This window comes from Streptomyces luomodiensis, assembly GCF_031679605.1.
In the GTDB taxonomy this organism is placed as follows: Bacteria; Actinomycetota; Actinomycetes; order Streptomycetales; family Streptomycetaceae; genus Streptomyces; species Streptomyces luomodiensis.
The window spans coordinates 9,044,610-9,057,983 of record NZ_CP117522.1 but is presented as its reverse complement, the minus strand read 5'-3'; the positions used below and the strand labels follow the sequence as shown (position 1 = coordinate 9,057,983).

Below are 13,374 nucleotides of genomic sequence, written 5' to 3'. Positions count from 1 at the left end.
CGCCAGGGCGGCGGCCTCCAACGGCCCGAACGGCGCAAGCCGGGCGCGGCGCCGCCGGGATCGCCGTTACGCGGATGCCTCATGGGCCATCGGTTCGCCGCCGATACCTCTGAGCCGGTCGTGCGCGTGGTCGATGGCCCTGGCCACGTGGCGGATCAAGGCGGGGAGCGCGTCGGCCACCGGCGGGCTGAGCCCGTGTCCGAGGCGGAAATCGGTTCCTTCGACGGCGTGCACCGTGAGTTCCCGGGGCATCCGGTCGAGCGCCGCGGCCAGGGCGAACGTCTCGCCGAGCCCGAGCGCGTGGGTACTGGCGGAGCGTGCGGCGCAGCGCGCGGCCCGCTCGGCCGTCAGGGTGTGCAGCCGCCCCGGCTGCCCGGGGTGCGCGTGCACCACTTCGACCACCACGACGGCGTCCTGACGGTGCCAGAGGCCGAGCATTCTGCCGGGCTCGCCGTCGCTGTCGGTCAGCACCGTGCCCTCGGGTACCCGGGCGCGCAGCGCCTCGACGACGGCCGGGCCGGCTCCGTCGTCCCGGCGGAACGGATTGCCCACGCCGATGACCACCACGCGGCCCGTCATCCGCGCTCCACCGTCAGGTCCAGGAAGTGCGCGGAGCAGGAGATGCACGGGTCGTGGTTGCGGACGGCCCGCTCGCACAGCGCGGTCAGCTCCGCGTCGTCGGGCGGCTCACCCGGCCCGTCCAGACGAGCCTGCACCTGGCGGCGGAGATCGTCCGCGATGGCGGTCTGGTTCTGCGCGGTGGGCGGGACGATACGGGCGAAGGTGAGGGTGCCGTCCGCGTCCATGGCGTAGCGGTGGTAGAGCAGCCCGCGCGGCGCCTCGGTGGCCGCGCAGCCGGTCGCACGGCGCGGTGGCACCTCGACGCGGGGCCGCGGGGGCGGTTCGTAGGCGTCGATGATCCGCAGTGCCTCGGCCACCGCGTGGGTCACCTCGACGGCGCGGACGATGATGCTGCGGAACGGATTGCGGCACACGGCACCGGTGGCCGGGTCGCCGAGCCCCGCCTCCCGCGCGGCGTCGCGGGCCGAGGGGTGGAGCCACTGCCCGCTGACCGCGTACCGGGCCAGTGAGCCGGTCAGGTGGGGCCGGCCGTCCAGTGCGGACACCAGGGCGGTCGAGTGGGGGACCTGCCGTTCCACCACGTGGTGCTCGAACTCCTCCACCGGGAGCGCTGCCACGGTGGTGGCACCGTTCGCGTCCGCCCGCGCGGCCATGACGGCCGGGGTTCCGGAGTCGATGGCGTACCGGCCGGGGTCCCGCATCGCGAGGAACGGGCCGTCGAAGGTGGCGTCGGGGAAGTCGAAGCCGGCCACCCAGCGCACCGTCTCCAGGGCGTCGTCATGGGCCCGGCGCAGCCGCTCGGCCAGCGGGCGGAGTTCGGCCGGGGCGGGTACGTGGTAGAAGCCTCCGACACGGACGTTGATCGGGTGGATGGCGCGGCCGCCGAGCCGCTCCATGATGGCGTTGCCCGTTTGTTTGATCCGCAGGCCGCGTTCCACGACCGCGCGGTTCTCGCGGGCGAGTTCGACCGCGCTGGGGTGGCCGAGGAAGTCGGGGGCGTGCAGCAGGTGGATGTGCAGGGACTGGCTCTCGATCCATTCGCCGCAGTAGAGCAGCCGCCGCAGTTCCGCGAGGGGTCCGTCGACCGTCACCCCGCAGGTCCGCTCAATGGCCTGGCACGCGGTCATCTGGTAGGCCACCGGGCAGATTCCGCAGATCCGTGAGGTGATGTCCGGTGGCTCGCCATGGCCGCGGCCGACGAGGAACGCCTCGAAGAAGCGCGGCGGCTCATAGATGTGCAGCCGTGCCTCGGTGACCGTCCCGTCGCGCACGGCCAGGTGGAGGGCGGCCTCGCCCTCCACCCTGGCGAGTGCGTCCAGGCGCAGGACACGGGATCCGCGGTGGCTCATCGGGGCTCTTCCTCCGCCGGGGGTACGGGGGCCGATTGGGCCGCCAGCTCGGGTACGGGGCCGTATTCGGGCGAGGCCGCGTTGAAGGTGCGGAAGACGCGCACGATGTCCCGCTCGGTCATGCCGTCGTGCCGCAGTTCGCGCACCATGGCCTCCAGGTTGGGGTTGGCCATGGGCCCGAAACAGCCGTAGCAGCCGCGTCCGTAGGCGGGGCAGAGGGCGCCGCAACCGGCGTGGGTGACCGGTCCCAGGCAGGGGATGCCCTGGGCGACGGTGATACAGGTCGTGCCGCGCCGCTTGCACTGGAAGCAGACGCTGTGGCTGGAGATGTTCGGCTTCCGCCCGGCCAGGAAGGCCGTGATCACTTCCAGTAGCTGGCCGCGGTCGATCGGGCAGCCGCGCAACTCGAAGTCGACCGGTACATGCGCCGAGATGGGGGTGGAGGTGTCCAGGGTGGCGATGTACTCCGGGTTCGCGTAGACCGCGGCCCGGAATGCGTCGACGTCCGCGAAGTTGCGCAGCGCCTGGATGCCGCCCGCGGTGGCGCAGGCCCCGATGGTGACCAGGCGGCGGGAGATCCGCCGGATGTGACGAATGCGCCGGACGTCCTCGTCGGTGGTGATGGACCCGTCCACCAGGGAGAGGTCGTACGGTCCGGTTCCCGCGAGGGTGGCCGGTTCCTGTGCGTCCTCCGCGCTGGACATCTCCAGGAAGTGCGCGATGCGCACCCGGCCGGTGAGCGGGAGCAGTTCGTCCTCGCAATCGAGCAGGGTCAGCTGACAGCCGTCGCACGAGGCGAACTTCCACACGGCGAGCGAGGGGCGGGGATCGGGTTCCATGTCACAGCTCCCTGATGGCGAGCAGGGACCGGGTGCGGTCATAGCCGACCACCGGACCGTCCCGGCACAGCAGCAGCGGGCCGAGCTGGCAGTGGCCGCAGTGGCCGGTACCGCAGCGCATGTTCCGCTCCAGCGACACCTGGACGCGGTGCGCGGGCAGGCCACGGGCGAGCAGCGCCCGGCCGGTGTGCCGGATCATCACCTCGGGTCCGCAGACCAGCGCGGTGGTCCGGTCCGGGCGCACGTCGACCCGGTCCAGCAGGCTCGTGACCACGCCCACGCCGCCGCGCCAGCCGGGGCCGGGCCGGTCCACGGCCACCTCCACCTGTGCGGACGCGCGCCGCCAGTGGTCCAGTTCCGCCCGGTAGAGAAGGTCCTCGGGAGTGCGGGCGCCGATCAGTACGTGCAGACGGCCGTAGTGCCCGGGATGGGCGAGCACATGGCGCACCGCCGGACGCAGTGGTGCGAGCCCGATGCCGCCGGCGACCACCAGGACGTCGGACCCGGTCGCCCCGTCGAGGTCCCAGCCGATGCCGTAGGGGCCGCGCAACCCCACCGCGTCCCCCGCCCCGAGCCGGCACAGCGCGCCGGTGACCGCGCCGACCGCGCGCACGGTGTGCACCAGACGATGGCCGTCGCGGATCGCGCTGACCGAGATCGGCACCTCGCCGACGCCGAAGGCGTACATCATGGCGAACCGGCCGGGCGTGAACGCGGGCAGCGCCCGTCCCACCGGCATCACCTCGAGCGATGTGCAGTCGGCGTTCTCCGCCGCGACGGCGGTCACCCGGTACGGCAGGGGCACGGTGGTCACGACGGCACGCTTCCGCGCGGTGTGTACAGGTCGAGCAGCCGCAGCCGGGTGGCCTGGAGCCGTTCGGCGATCAGCGCGGCGCAGCGCAGCATCAGCTCGTATCCGAGGTCCGTGTCGGCCATGCACAGCTCGCGCACCTCGGCCGCGGGGAACTCCCAGGTCCGCACGGGGCCCAGCGCTCGGGCGCCCAGGTGCCAGCGGTACGGCGGGAAGATCCAGGACCATCCGACCTGCTGCCGCGGCCCGAGGGTCTCCACCACCTGGGGCGGACGGCCGGGGACGTACACGTCCAGGGCGACCTCGCCGGAGCGGATCAGCCAAAAGCGGTCGGCGACGCCTCCTTCGTCGAAGAGGGTGCTGTCCGCGGGGAAGTCCCGCTCGTCGGCGAGCGTGAACAGCCGGTCGCGCTGGACGGCCGGGAGTGTGTCCAGCAGCAGTGGCCACCCGGTCATCGGGGCTCGTCCTCGGTACGCCGGGTCCAGTCGTGCAGGGCCGCGGCCTCCTCGGTGATGTCGATGGCGACCGGGCACCAGACGATGCACCGACCGCAGCCCACGCACCCCGACGACCCGAACTGGTCGTACCAGGTGCCCAGTTTGTGGGTGAGCCACTGCCGGTAGCGGCTGCGCGGCGAGGCGCGTACGGGTCCGCCCGGCAGATACGAGAAATCCAGGTCGAAGCAGACGTCCCAGACCCGCCAGCGTTCGGCGTGGTCCCCGGTCAGGTCGGTGACGTCCTCGGTGGTGGTGCAGAAGCAGGTGGGGCACACCATGGTGCAGTTGCCGCAGGTCAGGCACCGGGAGGCGACGTCGTCCCAGCGGGGCGCCTCCAGCGTTTCCGCCATCAGCCGCCGCAGGTCGGTCTCCGGCATCGTGCGGCCCATCCGGCCGGCGGCGGAGGCGACGGCGTTCACGGCGGCTGTCCGGGTGGCCTCGGGGGCCGGCCGGCCGGGCAGTTCGGCCAGGATCTCGGCGCCCACCGGGGTGCCGGCACGGATCCAGAACCGGTGGCCGTCGTCGTCGGCCAACTCGGTCAGCACCAGGTCGTACCCGGGTCCGGCCGCCGGTCCGGTGCCCATCGAGACGCAGAAGCAGGTTCCGCCGGGTTCGGTGCACTCCACCGCCACCACCAGCGCCCCGGTCCTCCTGCCCCGGTAGATCGGATCGGAGTGTGGCCCGGCGGTGAGCACCCGGTCCTGGACGCCGATGGCCCGCAGGTCGCAGGAGCGGACACCGAGGAACGCATAGCGCGGGGGCGCGGTGTCGTCCGCCTCGATGACCAGCTCTCCGCCGGTGCGTTCGGCCTTCCACTGGCGTACCCGGGCCGGGTGCAGGAACGTCTTCCACGACTGCGGACCGGCCGCGTTGGCGAAGGCCGCGCCATCGTCACGCGGCCGCAGCCGGTACTGTCCCGCTTCGAGCTCCACCCCCCAGCCGTACGGCAGCTGAGCCGCGGATTCGAGCTCCTCCAGGACGATGGCACCGTCCCGGACCGTGGGGCCGACCACCGTGTGACCGCGCGCCCGCAGAAGGTCGACCAGAACGGCCAGCCCGTCCTTGTCGATCACGGCCCCCTCGGCCGGAGGAAGCGTCGACACACTCGCCACAGTTCACCTCAGTCCTCGCCGGGCAACAGGGCCAATGTGCGCACACGTGCCGCGATGAGCACGGGAATTCCGGCTCCGACACGGCGGTGATCGGCCGAATGCGCGGGCCCGCACCGCTCTGCGGGTGTATCCACACCTCACGGCCATCGCCGCGATCAGGTGACCGCACCTCGCCCGAGTGACGGTACGAAGTCACCTCATCTACCCTGTCCCCATGGCTCGATGGGAACCGAACGCGCGGGAGCGACTGGTGCGCGCCGCACTCGACCTGGCCGACTCTTGAGCGCCCGCCGTGTGGTCATCGTCGCCTGGGCGGGGCTGTGCCTGGCCGGTGTCGCCGCCACCGCCGCCCTCGACGCAGAGGCGTACCCGGACCACCCGGGGTCCGCCGCCGAGGAGCCGACGCCGGCGGGCACCCGCACCGCCGGCTGCCAGGAGATCGCCGACCGCATCGAACAAGCCCGTGCCGAGGCCGAGCGCGAGCGGCAGGAAGCGTTCAGCCCGTCCGCGCCCCCTCGGCACCAGGACAGATTGCACGTGACCGCGATAGTGGTGCCGAAGGAGTGCGCGGACGAACTCGAGGAGCGCGGCCTGACGTCACGGTAGGGGCGGACGGCGCCGGGCGGGGGCCGGTCAGGCGCACGGCACGTAGCGGGCGGCCCTCGTGGTCAGTAGACGTCGCGCAGATAGCGTTTGTCGGCGGCGAGCTGCTTGACGTACGCCGCCGCCTCGGCCTCGTCCAGGCCACCGTGGACGGTGGCGATGTCCCGCAGGGCCTGGTCGACGTCCCTGGCCATACGGGAGGCGTCGCCGCAGACGTAGAAGTGGGCGCCGTCCCGGAGCCAGGACCACAGCAGGGGGCCGTGCTCGCGCATGCGGTCCTGGACGTAGATCTTGGTGCGCTGGTCGCGGGAGAAGGCGGTGTCCAGGCGGGTGAGGACGCCCTCGGCGAGGAACTCGGTCAGCTCCTCCTCGTAGTAGAAATCGGTCGCGCGGTGCTGCTCGCCGAAGAACAGCCAGTTCGGGGCGCGGTGGCCGCGGGCCCGGCGTTCCTCCAGGAAGCCGATGAAGGGCGCGATACCGGTGCCGGGCCCGACCATCACCATGGGCGTGGCGGGGTCGGCGGGCGGGCGGAAGTGGGGCGCGCGCTGGACGCGGACCGGCACCGGGCTCCCCGGCTCGGCGTCGGCGAGGAACGGGGAGCACACGCCCTGGCGCGGGCGGCCGCCGAGGTTCTCGTAGCGGACGACGGAGACCGTCAGCGACACCAGGTGGGGGTCGGTCCGTGGGCTGGACGATATCGAGTACAGGCGGGGCGTCAGGCGCCCCAGCACATCGGCCCACTCCTGCGCCCCGGCCCGGACGCCGAACTCGGCCGCCACGTCCACGGCCTGGCGTCCCCAGGACCACTGCGCCAGCTCGCCCTTGTTGTCCGGACGCAGGAGCTTCCGCAGCTCGCGGGGGTCGCGGGCGCGGTCGGCGACGAACCGCAGCAGGCCGGGGGTGATGCGGGTGATGTCCAGGTGGCGCAGCAGGCCCTCGGCGAAGGACACCTCTCCGACGTTCTTGATCCGTACGGTCGCGTCCGCGTCGAGGCCGGTGACGGCCAGCCACTCCGTCACGAGCTCCGGCCAGTTGAGCGGGTGCACCGCCAGGGCGTCACCGGCCTCGTAGACCAGCGGTGTCTCGCTGTCGCGGACGTCGAAGGTGAAGCGGCGGACCTCCTTGCCCGCGCCCGGCCGGCTCAAGCGGCGGTTGCCGGTCAGACGGGCGGTGGCAGGGGCGGGACGGCCCGGCCGGGGAGCCGGGGCGGTTGCGGGGGCCGGGGCCGTTGCGGCTTCGGGGGCCAGGTCGGTCGCGGGGGCCGGGGCGAGGGCGGTGTGTCCCGCGCTCCTCAGCGCGGTGAGGACCTGGTCCAGCCAGGCCCCGGCCTCGGTCTCGTAATCCGGTTCGCAGTCGGTGCGCGGGGCCAGCCGCACGGCGCCCAGTTCCGCCATGCGCCGGTCGAGGCGGCGGCCGTGGCCGCAGAAGTCGTCGTAGGAGGAGTCGCCGAAGGCCAGGACGGAGTAGCGCCGGTCCTTCAGACGGGGGGCGTCGGACGAGGCGAGGGCGTCCCAGAAGCCGGCCCCATTGTCCGGGGCGTCGCCGTCGCCGAAGGTGCTGGTGATCAGCAGCAGGTCGGCGCCGGACGGCAGGGCGGCGGGGTCGGCCTCCGCCATGGACACGCGGGAGGCGGCGTGGCCGTCCGCGGTGAGCCGCTCGGCCGTGGCGGTCGCGAACTCCTCGGCGTTCCCGGTCTGCGACGCCCAGAGGATCACGACCTGGCGGCGCGGAGCGTCCGCGGCCGGGGCGGATGCCCCCGGGGAGCCGCCGGCGCGGTGTGCGGTGGCGGGCGTCGCCTCGGCCCTGGAGTACATCCCGGCCAGCACGCCGTTCACCCACTGGGCGTGCTCCGGGCTGAACGGGGCGTCCGGCGGCAGCACCGGCACGCCCGGGGCGCCGGACGGGATGCCGGCGAGGAAGCCGGTCAGGTACCGGCGTTCGGATTCGGCCAGAACCGGCGGCGGGGTGGGTTCCAGACCGAACGAGGCGGGCTCCAGGCCGAACGGGGCGGCTTCCAGGCCGAACGGGGCAGGCTCCAGCCCGAGCGGGGTGGGGGCCGCGGCGGCGGGCTGCGGGAGGGCCGCCGGGCCCTCGGCGGGCGCCGAGTCCGTGGGCCGCGCGCTCACCAGGGCCGGGGCCCGCACCGTCACCGGGGTGGCCACCTTGGTCAGCGCCACCGCGCACACCTTGAACTCGGGCTGGAACGACAGCGGATCGACGGCGTCGCTGGTCACCGCGTTGATGCTCAGATACTCCCCGAACAGGTCGTTCCAGTGGAACGGTGCGAAACAGCAGCCCGGCCGCACCCGGTCGGTGACGACCGCGGGCAGCACGGCCCGCCCGCGCCGCGAGGCGATCTCCACCGAGTCCCCCTCGGCGAGGCCCAGCTCGGCCGCGTCCCGCGGGTGCACCTCCACGAAGGGACGGGGGTCGAGCTTGTTCAGCTTGGGCACCTTGCCCGTCTTGGTCAGGGTGTGCCACTGGTGCTGGAGGCGGCCGGTGTTGAGCACGTACGGGTAGTCGTCATCGGGCATCTCCGCCGCCGGGATGTGCGGGCGGGCGTAGAAGACGGCGCGGCCGCCGGCGGTCGGGAAGGCCGGCGACCCGTTCTCGGTGAGGTACCGGATCGGATTGCGGTCGGGCCCCTCGGCGCTCGCCGCCGGCCACTGCACCGGAGTGGTACGCAGCCGCTCGTAGCTCACCCCGCGCAGGTCCCAGCCGGTCACCGGGTTCCAGGCGCGCTTGATCTCTTCGAAGACCTCCTCGGCGCTGTCGTACCCGAAACCCTGCCCGTAGCCCATCGCGCGGGCCACGGCGGCGATGATCCGCCAGTCCGCCGTCGCCTCGCCGGGCGGATCGGCGGCCGGCTGGGCGAGGGTGAGGTTGCGCTCGCTGTTGATCAGGACGCCCTCGGTCTCGGTCCACAGCGCGCCGGGCAGCACGACATCGGCGTACGCGTTCGTCTCCGTATCGGCGAACACGTCCTGTGTGACGACGAACTCGGCGGCCTCCAGGCCCTCGATGACCGTCTTGCGGTTCGCGACGGAGGCGACCGGGTTGGTGCAGATGATCCAGCACGCCTTGATGTCCCCGGCGGCCATCTTCTGGAACATCTCGACCGTGCCCTTGCCGACGCCCTCGGCACGCAGCGCGCCCGGCTCCAGCTCCCACAGCTGCTCGACGAAGGCCCGGTCGGCGTCGACGAGCACGGACCGCTGTCCGGGCAGTCCCGGCCCCATGTAGCCCATCTCCCGGCCCCCCATGGCGTTGGGCTGTCCGGTGAGGGAGAAGGGCCCGCTGCCGGGGCGGCAGATCGCGCCGGTGGCGAGGTGCAGGTTGACCAGGGCGTTGGTGTTCCAGGTGCCGTGTGTGGACTGGTTCAGCCCCATCGTCCAGCAGCTCATCCACTCCCCCGCCTCGCCGATCAGCCGGGCGGCCTCGCGGAGGTCGTCCTCCGGGATGCCGGTGATCTCGGCGACGGTGGCGGGCGGGTAGTCGGCGAGGAACTCCGGCATCGCCTCCCAGCCCTCGGTGTGCTCGGCGATGAACTCGGCGTCGGTGTGGCCGTGTGCGTGCAGCAGGTGCAGCAGCCCGTTGAGCAGCGCGAGGTCCGTACCCGGCTTGATCTGGAGGAACAGATCCGCCTTGGCGGCGGTGGCGGTGCGGCGCGGATCGACGACGATCAGCTTGGCGCCCGCGGACCTCACCCGGTCCATCATCCGCAGGAAGAGGATGGGGTGGCAGTCGGCCATGTTGGAGCCGATGACGAAGAAGACATCGGCCGCCTCGAAGTCCTGGTACGAGCCGGGCGGCCCGTCCGCGCCCAGCGACAGCTTGTAGCCGGTGCCGGCGCCGGCCATGCACAGCCGGGAGTTGGACTCGATCTGGTTGGTCCGGAGGAAGCCCTTGGCCAGCTTGTTCGCCAGGTACTGCGCCTCCAGGCTCAGCTGGCCGGACACATAGAGCGCGACCGCGTCCGGCCCGTGCTCGTCGACGATCGCCCGCAGCCGGCGCGCCGTCTCGGCGATCGCCTCGTCCCTGGACACCGGCACCGGCTCCTGCCCGCGCCGTGGACGCCGGAGCGCCGTGGTCAGCCGCCCGGGGGCGGCGAGCATATCGGCGGTGGTGGCGCCCTTGGTGCACAGCCGGCCGAAGTTCGCGGGGTGCTCCTTGTCCCCGGACGCCTTCAGGACGGTCCGGCGCCCGTCCGGTCCCGTGCCGACGTCGAGGACCATCCCGCAGCCCACTCCGCAGTACGAGCAGACCGTCCGGACCTTCGTCGTGTCCTCGCTCCGAGAGCCCGGCGCGACCACGGGCGCCTCCTTTTCCTGTGCTCGGCCTGGTCCCACCCTTGGTGACCGTACGGACCGCTCATTACGCGGGTGTCTCCCCGGCCGATCACCAGGGGTTACGCGCACCGCACAGGGCCTGGCGGGTGCCTGTGAGCACAGGCGCCGGAGCGACTCACAGGCGCCGGAGCGGCGGGGAAGTGCGTCACGCGGTGGGGTGGCGGGGTGTCGCCTCACGGGCCGGGCGCGTCCGCCAGTCGTCTGCCGACCCGCGCGGCCGTCTCGCGCAGCCAGATGTGTGCCGCGTCGTGTGTGTGGACCGGGTGCCACCACAGGCCCTCGCGCAGCGGCACCGCCTCGTACGGCGGCTCCAGTGCGCGCACGGCGGCCACCGGCGCCATCAGTGCGGCGATGCGCGCCTGCACCAGGGCGATCCGGCGGGTGCCCGCGACCAGCAGGGGGAGCAGCTGGAAGCTGTCGACGGAGACCTCCACGCGCGGCTCGATGCCGAGCATGCCGAGTTGGCGCACGGCGGGTGCGTCGTAGGTCCGCTGATAGGTCACCCAGGGCAGCCGGGCCAGGTCCTGCCGGGTGATCCGGCCGTCGACGCTGGGGTGGTCGTCCGCGACGAGGAAGACCCAGCGGTCCTCGTAGAGGTCGGTGACGGGGAAGCCGCTGATGACGCCGTGCGGCATGAGCAGACCGTCGGTGGCGCTCAGCAGCGTGGTGGTGTCGTCGACCACGCTGGGCGGGGTCTGGGTGAAGCGGAGCCGGATGCCGGGCGCCTCCTCGTGGACGACACGGGCGAGTTCGGTGCCGAAGACGGCGATGGCGTAGTCGGACGCCATCAGCGCGAACTCGCGGCTCTCCTTGGCCGGGTCGAACGCGGCCTGGCTGGTGAAGAGGCGTTCCAGGACGTCGTAGGCGGTGGATGTGCGGTCCAGGAGAACCTGTCCGAGTGCGGTCAGTTCGTAGTGGCCGCCGACCCGGGCGAGCAGGTCGTCACCGAAGTGGCGGCGCAGCCGGGCCAGGGCCGCGCTCATGGCGGGCTGGCTGAGGCCGACGCGCTGTCCGGCGCGGGTGACGTTGCGTTCCTCGAGCAGCGCGCGCAGCGCGACGACGAGATTGAGATCGAGGCGGGCCAGGTTCACGGGACTCCCGTTGCGGTAGGGTGCCGCGACCCAGAGGAATAAACGCGATGGAATAAACGCGGTGGATGGCGGTCATCCACAGAATCTATTTCCCTGATCACGGGTGGCGGGTCCAGATTAGTCACACCGCAATCAGGAGGACATGTCCGTGAAACCTGAACCCGCGTCCGCTCTCTTCGCCGGACCCTTCGCCCTCGCCACCCTCTCGGCCCCGGACGGGCCCGCCTTCCCCGCCCTCGTCACCCCCCGACGAAGAGGTGATCGACCTTCAGGATGCTTTCCACGACAGCGGTCTGACGGTACGGGGGCTGCTGGAGCGATGGGAGACGGCCCTGCCCCGGCTGCGCGAGCTGGCCGCCGACGGCAGCGCGGCGCGCCGGCCGCTGGGCGGCCTCCGGGTGCATGCGCCGGTCGAGCCGCGCCAGGTGTTCCAGTCGGGGGCCAACTACCGGCAACACGTGATCGACCTGCATGTGGCCCACCGCGCCCCCGGCGACGACCGGCCCGAGGAAGAGCGCCGCGCGGAGGCCGCCGCGATCATGGACCGGCGGGCGGCCGAGGACCTGCCGTATGTGTTCATCGGCCTGCCGACCGCCCTCACCGGGCCGTACGACGACGTGGTCCTGCCGGCGTGGGCCGAGAAGCCGGACTGGGAGCTGGAGCTGGCGGTCGTCATCGGCAGGGCCGCGCACCGGGTGCCGGTCGAGGCGGCGCCGGCGTACGTGGCCGGGTACACGATCGCCAACGACCTCACCGACCGTGCCACCGTCTTCCGCCGGGACCTGCCGCAGATCGGCACCGACTGGCTGCGCAGCAAGAACGCGCCCGGTTTCACACCGCTCGGCCCGTGGATCGTGCCCGCCGAGTCGGTGGCGGCCCCCGGCGATCTGCGGGTCACGCTGAAGCTGAACGGCCAGACCATGCAGGACGAGTCCACCAAGGACATGATCTTCGACGTGGCCCGCATGGTGTCCTACGCCTCGCAGACCGCCCGCCTGCTCCCCGGCGATCTGGTGCTCACCGGATCGCCCGCCGGCAACGGCATGCACTGGGGCCGGCTGCTGCGCGACGGTGATGTGATGGAGGGATCGGTCACCGGGCTCGGCGTCCAGCGCACCCGCTGTGTCGCGGAGGGCGCGTCGTGACCCTGGACCGCGACCATCCCGAGGGCGCGATCGCCGAGGCCGCCGAGGTGTGTTCCAACTGGGGCCGTTGGGGCGACGACGATGTCCTCGGCACCCTCAACTTCCTCGACGAGGCCAAACGGCGCCAGGGCGCGGCCCTGGTACGGAGGGGGGTCAGCTTCTCCCTCTCCCAGCGCTTCGACATGGACGGCCCGCAGAAGGGCTGGCGGCGCCGGACCAACCCGGTGCACACCATGCTCGACACCGGGACCGACGCGGCCCTCGGCAACCAGGGCTTTCCGCACGGCATCGGCGGTGCCGACGATGTGATCGCCATGCCGTTGCAGTGTTCCACGCAGTGGGACGGGCTCGGGCACATCTTCGACCACGGCAAGGCGTGGAACGGACGCGCGGCCGAAAAGGTCGTCACCGCCGACGGCGACCTCGTCACCGGCATCGAGCACATGGCCCCGTACGTCGCCGGGCGTGGTGTGCTGCTGGACGTGGGCCGGGTGGTCGGCGAGGACGGGGAGCTGCCCGACGGTTTCCCGATCGCCGAGGAGCACCTCATGGCCACCGCCGACCGCCACCGGGTGGCCGTCGGGCGCGGCGACCTCGTCCTCGTACGCACCGGGCAGCTCGCCCGCGCCCGCCGCGACGGCTGGGGCGACTACGCGGGCGGCCCCGCGCCCGGCCTGTCGTTCACCACCGCCGGCTGGCTGCACCGCACCGAGATCGCCGCGCTCGCCACCGACACCTGGGGTTTCGAGGTCCGGCCCAATGAGTTCGAGCACGCCTTCCAGCCGCTGCACCAGGTGGCCATTCCCCACATCGGGCTGCTCATCGGGGAGATGTGGGACCTGGAGGCCCTGGCCGAGGACTGCGCGCACGACGGTGTGTTCGAGTTCTGGCTCACCGCCGCTCCCCTGCCCATCACCGGCGCCGTCGGCTCGCCGGTCAGTCCGATCGCCGTCAAGTGATCCCTCGCCGTCACGTGATCGGCGGCACGAAGGAGTT

The 13,374-nt window shown here is 72.7% G+C and carries 10 protein-coding genes and 1 pseudogene; 3 read left to right on the top strand and 8 right to left on the bottom strand.

The genetic code is table 11. The features are described 5' to 3' along the window. Positions 1-66 precede the first annotated feature (66 nt). Genes PS467_RS38145 through PS467_RS38120 form a run of 6 tightly spaced genes read right to left on the bottom strand, consistent with a single transcriptional unit; the run spans position 67 to position 5,190 of the window. Positions 67-579 carry a hydrogenase maturation protease gene (locus PS467_RS38145; protein WP_311039097.1) on the bottom strand — a complete coding sequence of 171 codons (513 nt, stop codon included), beginning with the start codon at positions 577-579 and terminating at the stop codon, positions 67-69. After that, a complete protein-coding gene (locus PS467_RS38140; protein WP_311039096.1) occupies positions 576-1,931 on the bottom strand; it encodes a Ni/Fe hydrogenase subunit alpha in 1,356 nt (451 codons plus the stop codon). The genes PS467_RS38145 and PS467_RS38140 overlap by 4 nt, the downstream gene beginning before the upstream one ends. Further along, positions 1,928-2,770 (bottom strand): NADH-quinone oxidoreductase subunit B family protein, encoded by an 843-nt coding sequence (locus PS467_RS38135; protein WP_311039095.1) that lies wholly within the window; start codon positions 2,768-2,770, stop codon positions 1,928-1,930. Before PS467_RS38135 ends, PS467_RS38140 begins: the two co-directional genes overlap by 4 nt. Before the next feature lies 1 nt (position 2,771). Continuing rightward, positions 2,772-3,584, bottom strand: coding sequence for an FAD/NAD(P)-binding protein (locus tag PS467_RS38130; RefSeq protein WP_311039094.1), 813 nt, complete (start codon positions 3,582-3,584; stop codon positions 2,772-2,774). Next, positions 3,581-4,036, bottom strand: coding sequence for a cyclic nucleotide-binding domain-containing protein (locus PS467_RS38125; RefSeq protein WP_311039093.1), 456 nt, complete (start codon positions 4,034-4,036; stop codon positions 3,581-3,583). The genes PS467_RS38130 and PS467_RS38125 overlap by 4 nt, the downstream gene beginning before the upstream one ends. After that, positions 4,033-5,190, bottom strand: a complete 1,158-nt coding sequence (locus PS467_RS38120; RefSeq protein WP_432280689.1) for a 4Fe-4S dicluster domain-containing protein — start codon at positions 5,188-5,190, stop codon at positions 4,033-4,035. Before PS467_RS38120 ends, PS467_RS38125 begins: the two co-directional genes overlap by 4 nt. A 279-nt stretch (positions 5,191-5,469) precedes the next feature. Here PS467_RS38120 and PS467_RS38115 point away from each other — a divergent pair, with 279 nt between their 5' ends. Then, the gene (locus PS467_RS38115; protein WP_311039091.1) at positions 5,470-5,796 is read left to right on the top strand and encodes a hypothetical protein; all 327 of its coding nucleotides are present in this window, start codon (positions 5,470-5,472) and stop codon (positions 5,794-5,796) included. A 62-nt stretch (positions 5,797-5,858) separates the two neighbouring features. Here the strand turns inward: PS467_RS38115 and PS467_RS38110 are convergent, their stop codons facing one another. Together PS467_RS38110 and PS467_RS38105 are read right to left on the bottom strand one after the other, a co-directional pair. Further along, on the bottom strand, positions 5,859-10,028 hold the full coding sequence (locus PS467_RS38110; RefSeq protein ID WP_432280784.1) for a bifunctional nitrate reductase/sulfite reductase flavoprotein subunit alpha: 4,170 nt from the start codon (positions 10,026-10,028) through the stop codon (positions 5,859-5,861). A 287-nt stretch (positions 10,029-10,315) separates the two neighbouring features. Beyond that, on the bottom strand, positions 10,316-11,233 hold the full coding sequence (locus PS467_RS38105; protein ID WP_311039089.1) for a LysR family transcriptional regulator: 918 nt from the start codon (positions 11,231-11,233) through the stop codon (positions 10,316-10,318). Between the two features lie 142 nt (positions 11,234-11,375). Here PS467_RS38105 and PS467_RS38100 point away from each other — a divergent pair. Then, positions 11,376-12,378, top strand: a pseudogene (locus PS467_RS38100) (fumarylacetoacetate hydrolase family protein). After that, a complete protein-coding gene (locus PS467_RS38095; RefSeq protein WP_311039088.1) occupies positions 12,375-13,337 on the top strand; it encodes a cyclase family protein in 963 nt (320 codons plus the stop codon). The pseudogene PS467_RS38100 and the gene PS467_RS38095 overlap by 4 nt, the downstream one beginning before the upstream one ends. Positions 13,338-13,374: the final 37 nt, after the last annotated feature.